This window comes from Agromyces lapidis (assembly GCF_009749405.1).
Classification (GTDB): Bacteria; Actinomycetota; Actinomycetes; order Actinomycetales; family Microbacteriaceae; genus Agromyces; species Agromyces lapidis.
The window spans coordinates 283,416-305,239 of sequence record NZ_WBIQ01000001.1; the positions used below are offsets into that span (position 1 = coordinate 283,416).

Consider the following 21,824-nt stretch of genomic DNA (forward strand, 5'->3'; position numbering starts at 1 on the left):
GACGGGGGTCGGACCGGTCGGGTCCGACCCCCGTCTGCGTGTCCCCCGAATGGGGGAAGTCGAGTGATCGTCGAGTACCCCGCTTTCGGGTGACACATTCTGCAGAATCCCTGATCGCGACTGATAAGTCAGTAGGCACTGCCCCCCGTTTTGGTGTCACTGTCCCCCTATTCTGTCCCCCGAATCCTCTGGTTGACTCGGCGCAATTGCGCGATCTGCACCACCGTGCGCTTCACCCGATCACGAAGGTTCGACAACCATGGACAGCTTGCTCGACCCGTTCCGCTCCGACCGCAAGCCCGACGGACGTCGTGATCGACGCCGCCGTCAGGAACGACGAAGCCGGTCGCTCCGCGCGACGATCGCCGCGATCACGGCAGGGGCGATGTTGGCGATCGGGCTGCCCACGATGGCCTTCGCCGCCGGCGAGGCATCGGACGGCACCGCGCCCGACACGGCGCAGGTGACGAGCGAGTCCGCCGAGCCCGGCACGGCCGAGGGCGAGACCACGGCGCCGAGCGAGCCGCCCGCTGAAGAGGCGCCGCCGGCCGAGGAGCCGCCCGCCGAAGAGGCGCCGCCGGCTGAAGAGCCGCCCGCTGAAGAGGCGCCGCCGGCAGAGGAGCCGCCCGCGAAGCCGGCGCCGGCCGAGCCGGCGCCCGAGCCCGCCGCACCCGAGCAGCTCGTCGCGCCGATGGCGGTCTTCCCGGCCGACACGGCCGATTGTACGAGCAACTGCGGCGAGCTCACCATCACGAACGAGGTCGTGGGCGGCTCCGCCGGTGCCGATGATTGGACGCTGCACGCGATCCGATCGAGCAACAGCGACAACTACGACTTCACGTCAGGGCAGACCCGCGACGTGCCGCGCAGCGCCACCTACACGATCTCCGCAGACAGCGGTCCGGCCGGCTACGCGATGACCGACTTCCAGTGCGATAGTGGCGGCTCGGGTGGCGGCGACCCCACCTACAACGAGTCGAACCGCACCGTCACCTACGGCAGCGGCAATGGCAAGTGGGCCGAGTGCACCTTCACCCACACCTTCGTCGAACCCGCCACCATCACCGTCCAGGTCGGTGGCGACCGCACGGGCATCGCGAGCGTCTCCGGCCTCGCCGGCGTGCAGCTCGAGCTCTACACCGACAACAGCGGCACGATCGGTTCGCCCGTCGGCCAGCCGTGGTCGATCTGCACCTCGATCGCCAGCGGCGTCTGCACCTTCACCGTCCCGACGCCGAACGACAGCCGTTACTGGGTCGTGCAGCGCGCCGCTCCGAACGACGTGCCGGCGGGCTGGTTCTCGAACGACACCCTCGCGATCGGCACCACCCCGAGCTCGCAGGCGTACCGCTTCCGCACGCCCGTGATCGGCAGCGGCGACGATGTGAGCTCGACCGTCGACTTCATGATCGCGTCGGGCAACGACAACAATCAGGCTTCGGGCGGAATCTGGCAGAACTCGCGGGTGAACCCCGTCGCACCGCAGCAGTGCGGCATCGACGTCGCGCTGATCATCGACCTCTCCGGCTCGGTGGCCCCGTACGAGACGCAGCTGAAGAACGCCGCGAAGGGCTTCGTCGACGCGCTCACCGGCACGCCGTCGCAGGTCGGCATCTTCACGTTCAACAACGTCGCGCCCGCGTCGGCGGGCGGCAACCTCGGCGTCACGCCGGTGTCGACCCCGGCAGGCGCCGAGGTCGTGAAGGAGCACATCGACGACTTCGACACCCCGGTCGAGGCGACGAACTGGGATCGCGGCATCAGCCAGGTGGCTGCGAGCGGCGTCGACTACGACCTCGCCGTGATCCTCACCGACGGAAACCCGACGGTGTACTCCAACGACGAGGGCCCCGGCAACCGAACCCGGTTCCGCGAGGTCGAGAACGGCGTCTTCTCCGCGAACACCGTGAAGGCACTCGGCATCCGCATGGTCGCCGTGGGCGTCGGCGACGGCATCGACGGCGCCCCCGACAACCTCGTCGCCATCTCGGGACCGGCCGCCGGCTCCGACTACTTCCAGACCGAGGACTACGAGGCGGCGGGGGAGACCCTGCGGCAGCTCGCCCTCGGCGACTGCGAGGGCTCGGTCTCGATCGTCAAGCAGGTCGTCGACGAGGGCACCACCGGGGAGGACAAGACCGGACAGACGCCGACCGGCGGCTGGGAGTTCACGGTCGACTCGGACAACCCCGCCATCACCCCGGCGACGCAGTCCGGCTCGACGGCCGACGGCACCGGTGCCGTGAACTTCCCGCTCGAGTTCGACACGAGCTCGACCACCGGATCGGTGACCGTCACCGAGACCGTGCAGGCGGGCCACTCGATCGTCACGACGGGTGGCAAGAACGCGGTCTGCACCGAGGTCGAGTCGGGCGACGCGGTCACGGTCACGAACGACGGCGCCAACGGGTTCACGATCGGCGTGGACCCCCAGGTCGCCGTCACCTGCACGGTCTGGAACCGACCGCCCGAGCCGCAGGCCGACGTGCGGGTCGACAAGACGTGGATCGTGAACGGTCAGACCTTCACCAACGGCAACCAGCCCGCCGGGCTCTCGGCCCAGCTGAAGCTCGACGGCGCGAACAAGCCCTTCGGCATCGTGCAGACGGGTTACAGCTCGGGTGACGGGGTCGAGATCTCCGAGACCACGGGGGTCGGCAACCGCGAACTCTGCCGGGTGACGAGCAGCACGGTCACGCTCGCGAACGGTGCGCCGGCGAACGAGGCCCTGCCGTACACGCCGATCCTCGAGCCCGGAAGCAACAGCTACACGATCACCAACGTCGTCGACTGCACCGCCGAACTCGAGCTCGTGAAGAGCGTCGCGAACGGCGACGCGGTGCCGGCCGACTGGGCGCTCGACTCGGTGGCGCCGAACGGCGCCCTCGCAGGTCCGAGCGGGACGAGCGGCGTCTCGGCGCCGGTCACCCCGCTCGTGCGGTACGCGCTCACCGAGGACGGCGACCCGAGGTACGTGCAGACCATCATCCAGGGCGGCGTCCCGGTGCCTCCGTCGACCGGAAGCTGGACCTGTCAGCAGGTCGACGCCGAGGGCGTGGTCATCCCCGGCTTCGCCGACGGCATCAACGGCGGGGTCACGGTGCCGCTCGGATTCAGCGTGCGATGCACCGCGGTCAACCAGACCGCGTCGCTCACACTCATCAAGAACGTCGACAACGACCTCGACATCGACGCCGACCCGAGCGACTGGACGCTCACCGCGACGCCGAACGCGCCCGCGATCCCGGGCCTCGGCACCGAGGAGGCGACGACGGGCGAGACCGTCCACATCCGCCCCGACAAGACGTACACCGTCTCGGAGACCGGCGGGCCCGACGGCTGGACGAAGACCAGCGTCATGTGCCGGACGACGCCGAACGGCCAGTACGTGGAGACCGACCAGATCACGCTGCCCGCCCTCGGTCAGGGCACCTGCGTCATCTCCAACGATCCGATCGCCCCGACGCTGAAGCTCACCAAGATCGTCACCGGCGACGTCGCCCCCGCGAGCGAGTGGACGGTGAGCGCGAGCCGCGCCGACGACGATCAGATCGTCGCGAGCGGCGACGGCACCACCGGCGTCGTTGCGGTTCCCGCCGGCGTCGCCTTCGAGCTCTCGGAGAGCACCGACCTGCCGAACGCCGACCAGTTCGCCCCCGGCGCGTGGCTCTGCTCGCTGAACGGCGGCCCGAACGTGCCCGGTCCGAACGTGGCGGCGCTCGGCGCCGGCGACGCGGTCGAGTGCACGGTCACCAACACGCTGAAGCCGTTCACCCCGTCGATCCTCAAGACGGCGGCCGTGCCCATGCCGAACGCCGACGGCTCGTGGACGATCGCCTACGACATCGTCGTGACGAACCCGAGCGCCTTCCAGTCGCTCGACTACATCCTCTCCGACCAGCTCGAGTTCGGCTCCGAGGTGACGGTGAACAGCGCGAGCTACCAGCGCGTGCAGCCGCTGCCCGCCGGTGCCGTCGAGAACTGGACCGTCGGGTTCGACGCCGTGCAGCCCTTCGACGACGAACCGCAGCTCGCCGCGGGCACCTCGCACACGTGGCGGGTCACGGTGAACGCGACGCTCGATGCCGGCGCCGACTTCGGCGGCACCACGCAGGCCGAGTGCGACGCGCTCGACCCGGGCACCGTCGGCTTCCTCAACACGGCGACGATGTACGTCGGTCAGGTGCCGTACGAGGCATCCGACTGCGAACTGCCGGTGAAGCCGACGATCGCCAAGCAGGGCGGCACCGCCGTCGACAACGGCGACGGAACGTGGACCCTGCCGTACTCGATCACCGTGACGAACCCGTCCGCGGCGACGAGCGTCGTCTACGACCTCGTCGACGAGCTCGACCTGCCGGCGGGCGTCACGCCCACGGGGCCGGCGACGGTGGTCGCGGCGCCCGTGGCGACCGTGCCCGGATGGACCGGTTCCGCGCCGAACTCCCTGCTCGCCGACGACGTGACCCTCGCGGGCACTGCGGGCGTCGACCAGCACGTCTACCAGGTGCAGGTCGTCGTCGAGATCGGTGCCGAGCAGGGCGGCTTCCGCTGCCCGAGCGACGGCGGCCTCAACAACGTCGCGACGCTCGAGTCGGGCAACCAGTCCGAGGACGCCACCGGCTGCGTCACCATCGACCCGCCGGTCATCGTGCACGACAAGACCGTCGTGCCCGGTTCGGTGAGCCAGGGCGCCGACGGACTCTGGACGATCCAGTACCGCATCGACGTCGACAACACGGGCGCCGTCGGCGGCACGTACTCGCTCGACGACGATCTGCACTTCGGTGCGGGCGTCGACCTCTCCGCCGCGAGCTACGCGGTCACCCGTGACGGTTCGCCGGCCGCGGCCGGCTGGGCCGGCACCGGTGGACTCGTCGCCGACGCGTACCTCGCCGGCGGGGCATCCGAGGTCTGGATCATCACCGTCTCGGGGATCGCACTCGACGGAGAGACGCTGACACCCGCGCAGACCGCCTGCCCGCAGGACGACGCAGACGGGGCGTTCAACAACGCGGCGACGATCACCGTCGCAGGCACGCCGAGCACCGACACGGCGTGCGACAGCCCCAGCGCACCCGAGGTGCTGAAGAGCGGCGCCACCGCGACGCAGCAGCCCGACGCCACCTGGGACGTCAGCTACCTGCTGACGGTCTCGAACACGGCGCCGGGTGCGAAGCCGGGCTTCTACTCGCTCGACGACGTGCCGGGCTTCCCGGCCTCGGTGACGCTGAACACGTACACCGTCGAGGAGGTCTCGCCGGTGGCGGGCCCGATCACGACCGACGCGTCGCCGGTTCCGGCGACCATCCCGGTCGTCGCCGACGAGCCGATCGCGGCGGGGGCGACGCACGTCTACCGCATCACCCTCAACGCGACCGTTCCCGCGGGCCTGCCCGAGAACGAGCGGCTCTGCGTCGACGGACAGTCGGGCGTCGGGTTCTTCAACGAGACGCAGCTCACGAGCGGCGAGATCGTCGACACCTCCGACGACTGCACGCCCGTGGAGGAGGGCGGTCGTCCCACGGTCGAGAAGTCCGATCCGACCGTCTCGCAGGACGGCGAGGGCGTCTGGACCGTCGAGTACGACGTGACGGTGACCGGCAACGCCGACTACGTCTCGACGTACACGCTCGAGGACACGCTGCACTTCGGTCCCTCGGTCGACATCCTCACCGCCGAGTGGGCGGGGCAGGGCGAGAGCGGCGAGTGGGAGGACCCCGAGGCGAACCCCACCGAGACGATCGTCGGCACCGCCGAGGTGATCGGCATCGACGAGGTGCACAGCTACACGGTCACGGTGACCGCGACGGTCGATGAGCTCGGGTTCGCCGACCCGACGACGAACACCTGCGACCCGAGCGACGAGGAACCGAACGTCGGCTTCCTCAACACCGCGACGCTCACGAGCGACGGCGTGCTCCAGTCGGACGACGGCTGCGGCCTGCCCGCCGAGCCGGAGGTGACGAAGACCGCCGTCGGGACCGAGGCCGTCGAGGTCGGCGACCACTGGGAGGCCGCCTACGAGATCACGGTCGAGAACCTCAGCCCGGGCCATGCCCTCGTCTACGACCTCGCCGACACCCCCGACTTCGCCGACGGCGTCACGATCACCGATCGTGAGGTCACGAGCGCGGATGTCACGGTGAACCCCGCGTGGAACGGCGCGAGCCCGGCCACCGACGTGATCGTCGAAGACCAGGAGCTCGCCGGCGGCGCGACCCACACCTTCACCGTCACGGTGTCGTTCACGGTCGACGAGATCGACGGATCGCCGGCGCTCCTCTGCGAGGGCGAAGACGGGCAGGGACTCCTGAACGGCGCGGTCGTCACCTCCGGGGGAACCTGGACCGACGACGACTGCATCGACGTGCCGGTCATCGTGATCGTCGACAAGGTATGGGTGATCGACGGCGGCGCGCCGATCGCGTGGGACAGCGACGAACTGCCCGACGGCTTCACGGCGCAGGGCATGCTCGACGGCGAGGCGGTCGACTGGGGTGCAGAGAACGGCCCCTACTCGCTCGGCGATGAGGTCGCCGTCGGTGAGAGCGGCGTGGTCGTGCCCGAGGGCTGCGAGATCATCGACGCCGTCCTGAACGGCACGGGGGAGTACCAGCTCGATGCCACGGTGAACACCTACCTCGTGACCAACGAAGTCGACTGCGAGCAGACGGTCACCCTGGAGAAGGTCGTCGACAACCAGCACGGCGGCGACGCCGTGGCGGACGACTGGACGGTCTCGGCGAGCGGACCCGAGGACGGCTTCGGGGGGCCGGGCACCGCTGCCGGACCCGTGGAACTCGGAGTCGGGTACACGCTCAACGAGGTGTCGCTCGTGTGGGAGAACGGCGTCGAGTACGAGGTCGCCGCGACCTGGAGCTGCACCTCCGAGCAGGGTGCCGATGCGTTCACGCTCGTCAGCACTCCCGGCTCGACGAACGCGACGCTCACCGTCACGAAGCTCGGCGCGACCGTCGACTGCGTGATCGAGAACACCGACATCGCACCGACGCTGACGCTCGTGAAGGACGTCGCCCCCGACTCGGTCGAGGCGGACTTCCCGCCGACCCTCTGGACGGTCTCGGCGACCGAAGAGGGCGAGACCGCCGTCATCAGCGGCGAAGGCACCGCGACCGGTGCGGTCGAGTCGAACGTCGACTACGTGCTCGCCGAGCTCGCGAGCGACTTCGCGGGCGCCGACGAGTTCGAAGCGGGTGCGTGGAGCTGCGACGTCCCCGGTGCGCTCACGGGCGACACCGCGAACCTCGAACCGGGCGACGACGTGACCTGCACCATCGTGAACACGGCGAAGCCGGCGAACTACCTGTTCGACAAGGAGGTCACCGGGGTCGTGCAGGAGGACGACGGCACCTGGACGATCGACTACACCGTGACCGTGACGAACGAGAGCGTCGTCTCGCCCGTCAGTTACGACCTGGTCGACTCGCTCGCCGGGTTCGGCGAGGGCATCGAGATCGACGAGGCCTCGTGGACCGGGCCCGACGGCTCGGGTGACGTCTGGGAGGACCCGGCGACCCAGCCGGTCGAGGAACTCGCGAACGACGTGGTCCTGACGGCCGCCGTCGGCACCCACGAGTACCTCGTCACCGTGAAGGCCACGGTCACCGGCGACGCCGTCTGGGACGACCCGACCACCGAAGACGGTGATGAGGGCGACGGCTCGACGGGCTGCGTGCCCGGAGAGCAGGGCGGCTTCGCGAACTCCGCGACGCTCACCGTCGCCGGCCTTCCGACCGACGCCGAGGCGTGCGACGAACCCGGCCGCACCACCGCGGTCAAGGTCGCGCACCCCGCGACGAACCTCGGTCTCGGCGACTGGGAGGTGACCTACGACATCACCGTCGACACGGTCGGCGACCACGACCTCGTCTACGACCTCAGCGACGCGCTCGTCTTCCCCGACGGCGTGACCGTCGAGGAGGCCACGGCCGCCGATCCCGACGGCGACCCGGTCGCCGGCTGGAACGGCGAGGATGCCACGACGCTCGCCACGGCGCATCCGATCACCGCGGGCGACACCCACGTCTGGACGATCACCGTCCGTGCGAACGTCGCCTCGATCGAGACGATCGACCTCGCGACGTGCGAGGCGACGGAGACGGGCGGCGGGTTCCTCAACACCGCGGAGATGGTGAACGGCACCGTCGTCAGCGAGCTCGAGGGATGCACCGACATCCCGGTCGGCCTGCTGAATCTCACGAAGACCGTCGACAACACGGCGCTGCTCGACCTCGGCTTCACCCCCGAGGAACTGCTCGCCGCGACCGACTGGGATCTCAGCGGAGACTCCGGCACGCACTTCGCCGAGTTCCTGAACGGCGGCGGCATCCATCTCGTCGTGCCGGTCGGCTCGTACCTGCTCGGCGAGAAGCTGCAGACCGAGCAGGAGGAGCACGAGTTCGCCGATTACTACTCGGCCGAGGCGTGGCTCTGCGGTGATGCGGCAGTGACGCACGCGCAGGTGCAGGCCGGCGGGGTCACCGAGTGCTCGCTGAACAACGTCGCCGACTCGCTCGACGTGGGCATCGAGAAGACCTACCTGCTGCCAGACGGCGTGACCGCCGTCGAAGCCGGCGACGCCTTCGAGTACCAGCTCACCGTGACGAACAACGGCACCCTCGACGTGCCGGGCCTCGAGGTGACCGACGTCCTCCCCGACGACCTCGTCGTCACCGGGGCGGCGAGCTTCATCCCCGCGGCCGACCCGGCGCAGCCCGGCACCTGGACGCAGACCTCGGGCGACACCGACAACGCGTTCTCGGCGACGTACTCGGGTTCGTACCCGTCCGGTGCGGTGACCACCATCACTATCCCGGTGCAGGTGGCCGTGCCCGCGCCGTTGCCGCCGGTGCCGCCCGTGGGGCCGAACGACCCGCCGCCCGCGCTGCCGGTCATCGACCTCGACGACATCCACAACGAGGCGTGCGTCGCGATCACGGCGCCCGAGGCGGCTGACATCGCCGCGGCGGCGGAGACCATGCCCGACATGGTGCCCGGCAACGACTGCGACGACGTCGATGTGCCGACGAAGGCGATCGACCCGTCCGCGTACACGCGCTGCGTGGCCGACGTCCCGTACCTCTACCACAACGTCGCGGTGTCCGAGAATGTCGAGCCCGGGCCGATCACGGTGACGTGGACGCCCGACCCGACGGTCTACCCCGACGCCGAGCCGATCGTGATGGAGATCCCGTGGGATGAGCGCGACGGGCGGCTGCTCTGGCCCTACGGCGTCGTGAACGACGACGGCATCTCGATCGGATGGCCCGGATGGCGGCTCATCCAGGAGGGCGACGTCGTCGGCGAGAACGGCATCGTCGACATCTGGGAGAACATGGTCAAGGACTCGAAGCTCGAGAGCTACGCGTTCGCCGACCAGGTGAACCCGATCACGGTGACCTTCTCGGTCAACCCGAGCCAGTCGATCCTCGCGGTGTACCCGCAGGCGACCCCCGCGTGCGAGGTCGTCCGCGACCCGTCGGTCGACATCGTGAAGACCGCGAGCGTCGAGGAGGTGAAGCCCGGCGGCGCGTTCGACTACACGCTGTCGGTCACCAACTCCGGGCTCGGCGCGATCGAGAACATGGAGCTCTTCGACGAGATCCCGGCCGACCTCAAGGTCACGGAGATCACGACCGATGAGGCGCCCGCGTTCCCGCGCTGGGAGGACTGCGAGGTCACCGGTGCCGGCTCCGACGGTTACGGCGGACTGCTCCACTGCGTGCTCAACGGCATGATCGGCGGCACGCAGCCCGATGCGCCCGACGTGGTGCTCTCGGTGGTGCTCGATCCTGCGGCGAAGGTCGACCGGATCGAGAACACCGGCGAGGTCTGCTGGAACGACCCCGACGATGCGCCCGTCGAGCCCCAGGCGGAGCCGGGAACGGTGGCCGCGGCCGCGGTCCTCGATCCCGAGTTGCCCATCCTCTGCGACGACTCGACCGTCACGGTCCGAGTGCCGCAGCCGCCGGCTCCGGGCATCGCCTCGACCGGCTTCGCAGGCGCGCCCCTCCTCTGGGGTGCCGCCGGGCTCCTGTTGATCGGTGCGCTGCTGGTGTCGGTGACGATCGTCCGTCGCCGCCGCCCGGGTGAACGGCACACCGCGTAGGGGTCGCGTGAGCGAGGGGCCGGTGCTTCGGATGCACCGGCCCCTCGTGCGTGCAGCGCTCCCGGCGGCGCGGCCACGTGAACGTTCCGGGGGTGCATTCGCGTCACCGAGACGGTGATCCCGCGTGTCGGGCGACGCGAAAGGACCCCCGGAACGGCACTCCGACGGCGTGACGGCGTGAGGGGGCGTCCACGCAGACGCGAACGGGGCCGGTGCCACCTGGCACCGGCCCCGTTCGGGGTGGATCCGTCTTACGGCTTGCCGCGCATGATCGCCTGCTTGACCTCGGCGATGGCCTTCGTGACCTCGATGCCGCGGGGGCATGCCTCGGTGCAGTTGAAGGTCGTGCGGCAGCGCCACACGCCCTCCTTGTCGTTGAGGATGTCGAGGCGGGTCTGCGCGTTGTCGTCGCGCGAGTCGAAGATGAAGCGGTGCGCGTTCACGATCGCCGCGGGGCCGAAGTACTGGCCGTCGGTCCAGAACACGGGGCACGACGAGGTGCACGCGGCGCAGAGGATGCACTTCGTGGTGTCGTCGAAGATCGCGCGGTTCGCGACCGACTGCACGCGCTCCTTGCCCGGCTCGGGCGTGGAGTTCGCGACGAGGAACGGCTGCACCTCGCGGAAGCTCGCGAAGAACGGCTCCATGTCGACGATGAGGTCCTTCTCGAGGGGCAGGCCCTTGATCGCCTCGACGTAGATCGGCTTCGAGATGTCGAGATCCTTGATGAGGGTCTTGCACGCGAGCCGGTTGCGGCCGTTGATGCGCATCGCGTCCGAGCCGCAGATGCCGTGGGCGCACGATCGGCGGAACGTCAGCGAGCCGTCCTGCTCCCACTTGATCTTGTGCAGCGCGTCGAGCACGCGGTCGGTCGCGTACATCTCGACGTCGAAGTCCTGCCAGCGCGGCTCGGTGTCGACGTCGGGGTCGAAGCGGCGGATCAGGAAGGTGACGGTGAACGACTGGATGGGCGCCTCGGCGGCGGGCGCCTGGTCGAGCGTAGCGGTGCTCACGATCAGTACTTCCTTTCCATCGGCTGGTAGCGCGTGACGGTGACCGGCTTCCAGTCGAGCCGGATGTGGTCGGCCGCGTCGGCGGAGTGCGCGTCGCCCGACAGGTACGCCATGGTGTGCTGCATGTAGTTCTCGTCGTCGCGGTTCGGGAAGTCGTCGCGCATGTGGCCGCCGCGGCTCTCCTTGCGGTTGCGGGCCGAGAAGACGACGACCTCGGCGAGATCGAGCAGGAATCCGAGCTCGACCGCCTCGAGCAGGTCGGTGTTGAACCGCTTGCCCTTGTCTTGCACGGCGATGTTCTTGTACCGCTCGCGGAGGCCGGCGATGACGTTCGTGACGTGGGCGAGCGACTCGTCGGTGCGGAACACCTGCGCACCCTTGTCCATCTCGTCCTGCAGCTCCTTGCGGATGGCGGCGATGCGCTCGGTGCCGTTCGAGTCGCGCAGCTGCACGAGCAGTTCGCGGATGCCGCGTGCCGGGTCTTCGGGCAGCGGGGTGAACTCGACGCCGGAGTTCACGTACTCGACCGCGTTGCGGCCGGCGCGCTTGCCGAAGACGTTGATGTCGAGCAGCGAGTTCGTGCCGAGACGATTCGAGCCGTGCACCGAGACGCAGGCGCACTCGCCGGCGGCGTAGAGGCCGGGCACGACGGTGGTGTTGTCGCGGAGCACCTCGGCCGCGACGTTCGTCGGGATGCCGCCCATCGCGTAGTGCGCGGTCGGCATGACGGGAACCGGCTCGTACACCGGGTCGACGCCGAGGTAGGTGCGGGCGAACTCGGTGATGTCGGGGAGCTTGGTCTCGAGCACCTCGGCGCCGAGGTGCGTGCAGTCGAGCAGCACGTAGTCCTTGTGGGGGCCGGCGCCGCGGCCCTCCGCGACCTCCTGCACCATGCATCGCGCGACGATGTCGCGGGGCGCCAGGTCTTTGATGGTGGGCGCATAGCGCTCCATGAACCGCTCGCCCGAGGCGTTGCGGAGGATCGCGCCCTCACCGCGCGCGCCCTCGGTGAGGAGGATGCCGAGGCCTGCGAGGCCGGTCGGGTGGAACTGGAAGAACTCCATGTCCTCGAGCGGCAGGCCCTTGCGCCAGATGATGCCGACGCCGTCGCCCGTGAGGGTGTGCGCGTTCGACGTCGTCTTGTAGATCTTGCCGAAGCCGCCGGTCGCGAAGATCACGGCCTTCGCCTGGAAGACGTGCAGCTCGCCCGTGGCGAGGTCGTACGCGACGACGCCCGAGGGCTGCTCGACGCCGTCGACCTCGGTCATCACGAGGTCGAGCACGTAGTACTCGTTGAAGAAGTTGATGCCGAGCTTGACGCAGTTCTGGAACAGCGTCTGGAGGATCATGTGACCCGTGCGGTCGGCCGCGTAGCAGGCGCGGCGCACGGGCGCCTTGCCGTGGTCGCGGGTGTGCCCGCCGAAGCGGCGCTGGTCGATCTTGCCCTCGGGCGTGCGGTTGAACGGCAGACCCATGTTCTCGAGGTCGATGACCGCGTCGATCGCCTCTTTCGCGAGGATCTCGGCCGCGTCCTGGTCGACGAGGTAGTCGCCGCCCTTGACGGTGTCGAAGGTGTGCCACTCCCACGAGTCCTCTTCGACGTTCGCGAGCGCCGCGGCCATGCCGCCCTGCGCCGCGCCCGTGTGCGAGCGGGTGGGGTAGAGCTTCGAGATGACGGCGGTCTTCGCACCGGGGCCGGCCTCGATGGCCGCGCGCATGCCGGCGCCGCCCGCGCCCACGATGACGATGTCGAACTGGTGGTAGTGGACGCCGTCGATGACCGTGGTCTCGGCGTCGGAGGTCTGGGTGTTCACGAATCTCCTATGCGGCGCAGAACGAGGGGAGCAGGTCGGCCGGCGCGCCTGCGGGGCACGGCTCGAAGGTGAAGACGACGAGGGTGCCGAGGATGATCAGCACGGCGGCGGCGGCGAACAGGGCGCCCTTGAGCACCTTCTGCACGGTGCCGGGGTTCGTGTAGTCGTTCACGAGGGTGCGCATGCCGTTGGCGCCGTGGATGAGGGCGAGCCAGAGCATCAGCACGTCCCACCACTGCCAGAACGGGTCGGCCCACTTGCCGCCCACGAAGCCGAAGTCGATGGCCTGGATGCCGTCGCCCACCATGAGGTTCATGAAGAGGTGGCCGAAGATCAGCACGAGCAGCACGACGCCGGAGGCGCGCATGTAGATCCAGCCCCACTTCTCGAGGTTGGAGCCGCGTCGGCGGGGTTCGCCGGGGAATTCGATCGCAGTCATGTCGGAGGACCCCTAGTGGCTGAAGACGTTGATGAGGTGACGCGGGGTGAACGCGAGCATCGTGACGACCCAGAGGGCGATGACGACCCAGAAGAGCACCTTCTGGTGACGCGTGGCCCAGGCCCAGAAGTCCACGAGGATGATGCGCAGCCCGTTGAACGCGTGGAACACGATCGCGCCCACGAGGGCGACCTCGCCCAGCCCCATGATCGGGGTCTGATAGGCGCCGATCACCGCGTTGTACGCCTCGGGGCTCACCCGGACCAGCGCCGTGTCGAGGATGTGCACGAGAAGGAAGAAGAAAATCGCGACACCTGTGATGCGGTGCAGCACCCATGACCACATACCCTCGTGGCCGCGATAGAGCGTGCCGCCCGGCTTCTGCTTCGCCGGCTTCTCGGGTGTGGTCAGGGTTCCTGCCGAGGTCTCTGGCATGAACAACCCTCCCTGGCTGTGTGTTTCCGGCCCGGACATGCGGGCGCACGGGCGCGACGGCCCGATCAGAGTCTAGACCCGGCCCGCTCGACGTGCAGGTGAGGTGTGCCTTATCCACTCGCCGCCACGGCGAATACCGCCGGGCCGGAGGTGCGCCGACTATCCTGAGCGGATGACCTCCGCAGCCCTCGATGGCTTCTACAGCATCATTCCCGCCGGTGGTGTGGGTTCGCGGCTCTGGCCGCTCTCACGCGCCGACGCGCCCAAGTTCCTGCACGACCTCACGGGCTCGGGTCAGACGCTCCTGAAGGACACCTGGGATCGGCTCGCGCCGCTCTCGGGCGAACAGCGCATCATGGTGGTCACGGGACGCGCCCACCGTTCAGCGGTCGAACTCCAACTGCCGGGGCTCGCCGACGCGAACATCGTGCTCGAGTCCGAGCCGCGCGACTCTACGGCCGCGATCGGCCTCGCCGCCGCCATCCTCGAGCGCCGCGAACCGGGGGTCGTCATCGGCTCGTTCGCGGCCGACCACGTGATCTCCGGCGACGCGCTGTTCCAGGGCGCCGTCGCCGAGGCGGTCGCGGCGGCACGGGCGGGGTACATCACCACCATCGGCATCACCCCGACCGAGCCCGCGGTCGGATTCGGCTACATCGAGTGCGGCGAGCCGCTCGACCTGCCCGGAGCCGCGCACAGCGAACTCGTCTCGAGCTTCGTGGAGAAGCCCGACCTCGCCACGGCGAAGCGCTATCTCGCCGACGGCCGCCACCTCTGGAACGCGGGCATGTTCATCGCCCGCGCCGACCAGTTGCTCGCCGAGATCGCCCGCAACAAGCCCGAGCTGCACGCGGGCCTCCTCGAGCTCGCCGAGGCGTGGGACGACCCCGCCACCCGCGGCCCGGCGGTCGACCGCATCTGGCCGCGCCTCGAGAAGATCGCGATCGACTACTCGGTCGCCGAGCCCGCGGCCGCGGCCGGCCGGCTCGCCGTGATCCGCGGCCACTTCCAGTGGGACGACGTCGGCGACTTCGCCTCGCTCGCGAAGCTGAACACGGCGGGCCGCTCCGGCGAGCTCGCCATCCTCGGCGAGCACGCCCGCGTGCTCGCCGACGCGTCGAGCGGCATCGTGGTGAGCCGCTCGAAGCGGGTCATCAGCCTGATCGGCGTCCACGATATCGTCGTGGTCGACACGCCCGATGCGCTCCTCGTCACCACGAGCGAGCACGCGCAGCGGGTGAAGGCGGTCGTCGACGCCCTGCGGCTCGGCGGTTCGAGCGACGTGCTCTAGGCACGAGAAGGCAGGTTCAGGATGTCCCGGGCAACGCGCAGTCTCCTCGTCGCCGCGGTGGCCGCGGCATCCCTCGCGCTCGTCTCGTGCGCCTCCGCCCCCGAGGCAGGCGGCTCGGACGCCGCCGGCGAGGGCTGCGTGCGCATGGTCACGAACTCGGGCGGCCTCGAGGACCGCTCATTCAACCAGTCGACCTGGGAGGGCCTGCAGCAGGCCGAGGAGGAGTACGGCATCGAGGCCGAGGCGCTCGTCTCGACCGGAGAGACCGACCTCGCTCCGAACGTGGCGCAGGCCGTCGGCTCGGGCTGCGGGCTCGTCGTCACCGTCGGCTGGGAGCTCGCGGAGTCGACCCTCGAAGAGGCTGAGGCGAACCCCGATGTCGCGTTCGCCATCGTCGACGAGACCGTCGAGGCCGACAACGTGAAGCCCGTCGTGTTCGACACGGCGCAGGCCTCGTTCCTCGCTGGCTACCTCGCGGCGGGCGTCTCGAAGACCGGGGTGGTCGCGACGTTCGGCGGCGGCAACCAGCCTCCCGTCACCCTCTTCATGGACGGCTTCGTCGACGGCGTCGCGAAGTACAACGAGGTGCACGGCACCCAGGTGCGGGCGCTCGGCTGGGACAAGGCGAAGCAGGACGGCTCGTTCACCGGGGACTTCGAGGACGTGAACAAGGGCAAGGTCATGACCGAGGGCTTCATCGACCAGGGGGCCGACGTGATCCTGCCGGTCGCGGGCCAGGTCGGAGAGGGCGCCGCCGCGGCGGCCGTCGAGCGCGGCGTCTCGATCATCTGGGTCGACAGCGACGGCTTCGAGACGCTGCCGAGCGAGTTCCGCCCGGTCGTGCTCACGAGCGTGCTGAAGCGCACGCAGGACGCGATGCTCGAGATCGTCGGCGACGTCGAGTCCGGCGAGTTCACGAACGAGCCGTTCATCGGCACGCTCGAGAACGGCGGCGTCGAGATCGCGCCCTACCACGAGCTCGAGGCGCTGGTCACGCCCGAGCTCGACGCGGAGATCGAGGGTCTGCGGCAGGCGATCATCGCCGGCGACCTCGTCGTCGAGTCGCCGAGCGCGCCGTAGGGCAGGATCGCCCCGTTCGGGGGACGCCGAAGCCTGCTCATATGAGCAGAAGATTGCGTCTAGATAACCATTGACGCCGATTGTGATCGGGGTCGATGGCGTGCCGCGCAACATTGGGTAACGTTTCTGCACGAGCCTCGCGAAGGTCGGGGCGCAGTCTTTGGAGGACACTGTGAAGGTCACGACCAAGAAGGCCGCTCTCGGCGGCCTCGCGATGTTCGGTGCAGCCGCGCTGCTCGCCGGATGCGCCTCGGCTCCTGAAGAGTCGAACGAGTCGGGCGGCGAGACGCTCGACTACCTGCCCTGCATGGTCTCCGACGAGGGCGGCTTCGACGACAAGTCGTTCAACCAGCTCGGCTTCGAAGGCCTCACCAAGGCGGCCGACGAGCTCGGCGTCGACTACACCGAGGTCGAGTCGGCCGCAGAGACCGACTACGCGTCGAACCTGCAGGGCCTCGTCGACCAGGGCTGCAACACGATCGTCACGGTCGGCTTCCTGCTCGCCCCGGCCGCCCTCGAGTCGGCCACCGCGAACCCCGACCTCGAGTACATCTCGATCGACGACACGGTCGACACCGACTTCGACGGCACCACCGACGCCGAGAACATCAAGCCCATCATCTTCGACACGGCGCAGGCCGCGTACCTCGCGGGCTACCTCGCCGCGGGCATGAGCGAGACGGGCGTCGTCGGCACCTACGGCGGCCTCAACATCCCGACCGTCTCGATCTTCATGGACGGCTTCGCCCAGGGCGTCGAGCACTACAACGAGGAGAACGGCACCGCCGTCAAGGTCCTCGGCTGGGACCGCGCCAAGGAGGACGGCTCGTTCACCGGCGGCTTCGCCCCCGATGACAAGGCCAAGCAGGTCGCACAGGGTCTCATCGACCAGAACGTCGACGTGCTGCTGCCCGTCGGCGGCCCGATCTACCAGCCCGGAGCCGCGGCGATCCGCGACTCGGGCCGTGAGATCGCCCTGATCGGCGTCGACGCCGATGTGTACGAGACCGACCCCTCGGTCGGCGACCTCCTCCTCACCTCGATCCGCAAGGGCATCGACGTCGGCGTCTACGACGCGATCATCGAGGCCGGCAACGGCGAGTTCGACCCGACGCCGTTCGTCGGCACGCTCGAGAACGAGGGCGTCGGCCTGGCGCCGTTCCACGACTGGGAGAGCAAGGTCCCGGCCGAGCTCGCCGACAAGGTCGCCGAGCTGCAGGAAGCGATCATCGCGGGCGACATCACCGTCGAGTCCTACCTCGCCGGATAACCGGTCCGCCATCACGAAGTCGGGGAGGTCGGCATTGCCGGCCTCCCCGGCCTCGTTTCCCAGCCGAGCACGCTCGGCAGCATCTGAGCAGCACGCTCCGATGCGCATCAACATTCGCGCAGCATCACCAACGGATGCGGCTCAATCACTAGGATCGGGGTCATGAAGCTCGAACTTCGCGGCATCACGAAGCGATTCGGCAGCTTGGTCGCCAACGACCACATCGACCTCACCGTGGAGGCCGGAGAGATCCACTCCCTCCTCGGTGAGAACGGTGCAGGCAAGTCGACGCTCATGAACGTGCTCTACGGCCTGTACCAGGCCGATGAGGGCGAGATCCTCCTCGACGACGTCGTCCAGCACTTCACCGGGCCGGGCGACGCGATGAAGTCCGGCATCGGCATGGTGCACCAGCACTTCATGCTCATTCCCGTCTTCACCGTCGCCGAGAACGTCATGCTCGGCCACGAGTCGACCAAGGCCGGCGGATTCCTCGACCTGCAGTCGGCCCGTGCGAAGGTGCGCGAGATCTCCGACCGCTTCGGCTTCGACGTCGACCCCGACGCCCTCGTCGACGACCTGCCGGTCGGGGTGCAGCAGCGCGTCGAGATCATCAAGGCGCTCTCGCGCGACGCGAAGGTGCTCGTCTTCGACGAGCCGACCGCCGTGCTCACCCCGCAAGAGACCGACGAACTCATGGCGATCATGCGCCAGCTCCGCGAGTCGGGCACCGCGATCGTGTTCATCACCCACAAGCTGCGCGAGGTGCGCGAGGTCGCCGACCGCATCACGGTCGTCCGGCTCGGCAAGGTCGTCGGCGAGGCCTCGCCGACGGCGTCGAACGCCGAGCTCGCCTCGCTCATGGTCGGACGCGCCGTCGAGCTCACCGTGCAGAAGGACCCGGCGAAGCTCGGCGAACCCGCGCTCGTCGTCGACGGGCTCACGGTCATCGACCACATCGGCCAACTCGTCGTCAACGATGTGAGCTTCGAGGTCCGTCGCGGCGAGATCCTCGCCGTCGCCGGCGTGCAGGGCAACGGGCAGACCGAGCTCACCGAGGCACTCCTCGGACTCCAGCCGCGTGTGCAGGGCTCGATCTCGCTCGACGGCGACGAGCTCACCGGCGCCAGCGTCCGCAAGATCCTCGACGCCGGCGTCGGCTTCGTGCCCGAAGACCGCAACGAAGACGGGCTGGTCGGCGAGTTCTCGATCGCAGAGAACCTCATGCTCGACCGTTCGAACAGCGCCCCCTTCGTGAAGGCGGGCAATGTGCAGCGCGGCGCGCTCGAGCAGTTCGCGACCGAGAAGGTCGCGGAATTCGACGTGCGCACCCCCGGCATCGACACGAAGGTGGGTCGCCTGTCGGGCGGCAACCAGCAGAAGGTCGTGCTGGCCCGCGAACTCAGCCGCGACCTGCGTCTTCTCGTCGCCGCGCAGCCCACCCGCGGCGTCGACGTCGGCTCGATCGAATTCATCCACAAGCGCATCGTGGCGGCGCGCGACGCGGGCGTCCCCGTCGTCGTCGTCTCGACCGAGCTCGACGAGGTCACCGCACTCGCCGACCGGATCATGGTCATGTACCGGGGCCGCATCGTCGGCATCGTTCCCGGCGACACCCCCCGCGACGTCCTCGGCCTCATGATGGCCGGCGAGGTCCCCGCAGAAGGAGCCGCCGCATGAGCGACCCCCAGCAGCCCGCCCAGCCCGAGCCGGGCGCCGAGTCCGACGCCGTGCAGGGTTCGGCGACCGACACGGCCCCGCCGCCCGCGGGGCCGTCGAAGCCGGGGCCGGCCGCGGGCGAGCCGCCTTCGCGCTGGTCGATCGCGTTCCGCGAGATCGTGACCGGCAACGCGATCATCTCGGTGCTCGCCGTCGTGCTCGCCCTGATCGTCGGCGCTGTCATGATCGCCTTCACCGACGAGCGGGTGCAAGAGGCCGCGGTCTACTTCTTCGCCCGCCCCGGCGACACCTTCGTGGCGATCTGGGAGTCGGTCTCGGGCGCGTACGTCGCGTTCTTCCAGGGCTCGATCTACAACTTCCGCCGACCCGACTTCATCTCGGGCATCCGGCCGCTCACCGAGACCCTCACCTTCGCGACGCCGCTCATCGCGGCCGGCCTCGGTGTCGGGCTCGCGTTCCGCGTGGGCATGTTCAACATCGGCGGCCGCGGCCAGATGCTCATCGCGGCGTCGGCCGCCGGCTGGGTCGCCTTCGGCTTCGACCTGCCCTGGGGCATCCACATGGTCGTCGCGGTGCTCGCGGGCATGATCGGCGCGGCCCTCTGGGCCGGCATCGCCGGGCTTCTGAAGGCGCGCACCGGCGCGCACGAGGTGATCGTGACGATCATGCTCAACTACGTCGCGCTCTACCTCGTGCAGTGGATGCTGCGGACCCCGGGCCTCCTGCAGGCCCCGGGCTCCAACAATCCGAAGACACCGGCGATGAAGGACACGGCGATCCTGCCGGATCTGCTCGGACCGCAGTTCAACCTGCACTTCGGCTTCATCCTCTCGATCGGCGCCGTCGTGCTCGTCTGGTGGATCCTCGACCGCTCGAGCCTCGGCTTCAAGTTCCGCGCCGTCGGCGAGAACCCCAACGCGGCGCGGGTCGCCGGCATCAACGTCAAGGCCATGTACGTCTACGCGATGCTCATCTCGGGCGCGCTCGTGGGCCTCGCAGGCGTCAGCCAGGTGCTCGGCACCGTGACGACCGGCTTCTCGAGCGGTATCGACGCCGGCATCGGCTTCGACGCGATCACCGTCGCGCTCCTCGGCCGCTCGACGCCGTGGGGCATCCTCGCCGCCGGCATCCTGTTCGGCGCGTTCAAGGCCGGCGGCTTCTCGATGCAGGCCGCCGAGGGCGTGCCGATCGACATCGTGCTCGTCGTGCAGTCGCTCATCGTGCTGTTCATCGCGGCGCCGCCGCTCGTGCGGGCGATCTTCCGCCTGCCCGCGCCGGGGTCGGCGCCGAAGCGGCAGAGACCCATCGTGACGAAAGAGATGGAGGCGAAGTGATGACCACCGTGACCACGAGCCCTTCCGCGCCGGTGTCGGCCGCCCTCGACAAGACCGTCGTCGTCAGCTGGAAGGCGCCGATCGCGTTCGCGGTCTTCACCGTGCTCGCCGCCGTCCTGTTCCTCGCCGCCGGAAGCCACGGCGAGGCCACGTTCAAGCTCTCGCAGGCGAACGACGTCATCCAGCTGCCCGACGTGACGCTCTCGAGCGAGGTCACCTCGTGGGTCTGCGTCGTGCTCATGGCGGCGATCACCGTCGTCTCGGCCCTCCTCGTCCGGGCGAAGCGCAAGGTCGGCATCTGGCTGGTCGTCCTGTTCGCCGCGATCTTCCTCATCGGGTTCCTCACGTGGGCGGCGGCCGGCTCGCGCACCCCGGTCATCCCGCTGCCCGGCCTCCTCGCGGGAGCGCTGAGCCTCTCGGTCCCGCTCATCTTCGGTTCGCTCTGCGGCGTCATCTCCGAGCGCGTCGGCGTCGTCAACATCGCGATCGAGGGTCAGCTGCTCGCGGGCGCCTTCACCTCGGCGGTCGTCGCCTCCGCGGTCGGCAACGCCATCATGGGCCCCGCGCTCGGCATGATCGCGGCCTCGATCTCGGGCGTGCTCGTGGCCTTCGTGCTCGCCGCGTTCTCGATCAAGTACTACGTCGACCAGGTGATCGTCGGCGTGGTGCTGAACGTCCTCGTCCTCGGCCTCACGAGCTTCCTGTTCTCGCAGGTGCTCGCACCGAACGCGGCCGTGCTCAACTCGCCGCCGCGACTCGAGCGCCTGCCGATCCCGCTGCTCAGCGAGATCCCGCTCATCGGCCCGATGTTCTTCCGCCAGACGATCATCGTGTACCTCATGTACATCGCGGTCGCCGTCGTCTACATCGGGCTCTTCCACACCCGCTGGGGCCTCCGCCTCCGCTCGGTGGGCGAGCACCCGCAGGCCGCCGACACCGTGGGCATCAACGTCACCGGCACCCGGTTCTGGAACGTCTCGCTCGCCGGTGCGATCGCCGGCCTCGGCGGCGCGTTCTTCACCCTGGGCTCGGTCGGCGCCTTCAACAAGGAGATGACCGCCGGTGCGGGCTTCATCGCCCTCGCCGCCGTCATCTTCGGCCAGTGGGACCCGATCAAGGCGACGCTCGCGGCGCTCCTGTTCGGGTTCGCCTCGAACCTGCAGAACACCCTCGGCGTCATCGGCTCGCCCGTGCCGAGCGAGTTCATGCTGATGCTGCCGTACCTCATCACGATCCTCGCGGTGGCCGGCTTCGTCGGCAAGGTGCGCGGCCCCGCTGCGGCCGGCAAGCCCTACATCAAGTCCTGAGCGGATGCCACGGGGCACCGCCCCGTGGC

General features: G+C 69.3%; 11 protein-coding genes. 7 read left to right on the forward strand and 4 right to left on the reverse strand.

Going from position 1 to position 21,824, the window contains the following annotated elements; all coding sequences use genetic code 11:
- The first annotated feature begins 259 nt into the window (after positions 1 to 259).
- Positions 260 to 10,132 carry a DUF11 domain-containing protein gene (locus GQQ93_RS01255; RefSeq protein WP_157422403.1) on the forward strand — a complete coding sequence of 3,291 codons (9,873 nt, stop codon included), beginning with the start codon at positions 260 to 262 and terminating at the stop codon, positions 10,130 to 10,132.
- A gap of 251 nt (positions 10,133 to 10,383) precedes the next feature.
- On the opposite strand, the gene GQQ93_RS01260 is transcribed toward GQQ93_RS01255, so the two are convergent.
- From GQQ93_RS01260 to sdhC, 4 genes are read right to left on the reverse strand one after another with little or no spacing between them, the layout of a single operon-like run.
- Positions 10,384 to 11,145: a succinate dehydrogenase iron-sulfur subunit gene (locus GQQ93_RS01260; RefSeq protein ID WP_157422404.1), complete on the reverse strand. Its 762-nt coding sequence runs from the start codon at positions 11,143 to 11,145 to the stop codon at positions 10,384 to 10,386.
- A 2-nt stretch (positions 11,146 to 11,147) separates the two neighbouring features.
- The gene (gene sdhA / locus GQQ93_RS01265; protein WP_157422405.1) at positions 11,148 to 12,959 is read right to left on the reverse strand and encodes a succinate dehydrogenase flavoprotein subunit; all 1,812 of its coding nucleotides are present in this window, start codon (positions 12,957 to 12,959) and stop codon (positions 11,148 to 11,150) included.
- Between the two features lie 7 nt (positions 12,960 to 12,966).
- Positions 12,967 to 13,398, reverse strand: a complete 432-nt coding sequence (locus GQQ93_RS01270; protein ID WP_157422406.1) for a succinate dehydrogenase hydrophobic membrane anchor subunit — start codon at positions 13,396 to 13,398, stop codon at positions 12,967 to 12,969.
- 12 nt (positions 13,399 to 13,410) lie between these two features.
- Complete coding sequence (sdhC, locus tag GQQ93_RS01275) at positions 13,411 to 13,833, reverse strand: succinate dehydrogenase, cytochrome b556 subunit (RefSeq protein ID WP_022888266.1); 423 nt, start codon at positions 13,831 to 13,833, stop codon at positions 13,411 to 13,413.
- A 172-nt stretch (positions 13,834 to 14,005) separates the two neighbouring features.
- On the opposite strand from sdhC, the gene GQQ93_RS01280 reads away from it, so the two are divergent.
- From GQQ93_RS01280 to GQQ93_RS01305, 6 genes are all read left to right on the forward strand, one after another.
- A complete protein-coding gene (locus tag GQQ93_RS01280) occupies positions 14,006 to 15,124 on the forward strand; it encodes a mannose-1-phosphate guanylyltransferase (protein WP_157422407.1) in 1,119 nt (372 codons plus the stop codon).
- A 21-nt stretch (positions 15,125 to 15,145) separates the two neighbouring features.
- Positions 15,146 to 16,204: a BMP family lipoprotein gene (locus GQQ93_RS01285; protein WP_157422408.1), complete on the forward strand. Its 1,059-nt coding sequence runs from the start codon at positions 15,146 to 15,148 to the stop codon at positions 16,202 to 16,204.
- Positions 16,205 to 16,376: 172 nt separating this feature from the next.
- Positions 16,377 to 17,474: a BMP family lipoprotein gene (locus tag GQQ93_RS01290; protein ID WP_157422409.1), complete on the forward strand. Its 1,098-nt coding sequence runs from the start codon at positions 16,377 to 16,379 to the stop codon at positions 17,472 to 17,474.
- A gap of 162 nt (positions 17,475 to 17,636) precedes the next feature.
- Positions 17,637 to 19,154 (forward strand): ABC transporter ATP-binding protein, encoded by a 1,518-nt coding sequence (locus tag GQQ93_RS01295; RefSeq protein ID WP_157422410.1) that lies wholly within the window; start codon positions 17,637 to 17,639, stop codon positions 19,152 to 19,154.
- On the forward strand, positions 19,151 to 20,488 hold the full coding sequence (locus tag GQQ93_RS01300; protein WP_212277225.1) for an ABC transporter permease: 1,338 nt from the start codon (positions 19,151 to 19,153) through the stop codon (positions 20,486 to 20,488). Before GQQ93_RS01295 ends, GQQ93_RS01300 begins: the two co-directional genes overlap by 4 nt.
- Positions 20,488 to 21,795, forward strand: coding sequence for an ABC transporter permease (locus GQQ93_RS01305; RefSeq protein ID WP_157422411.1), 1,308 nt, complete (start codon positions 20,488 to 20,490; stop codon positions 21,793 to 21,795). Before GQQ93_RS01300 ends, GQQ93_RS01305 begins: the two co-directional genes overlap by 1 nt.
- Positions 21,796 to 21,824: the final 29 nt, after the last annotated feature.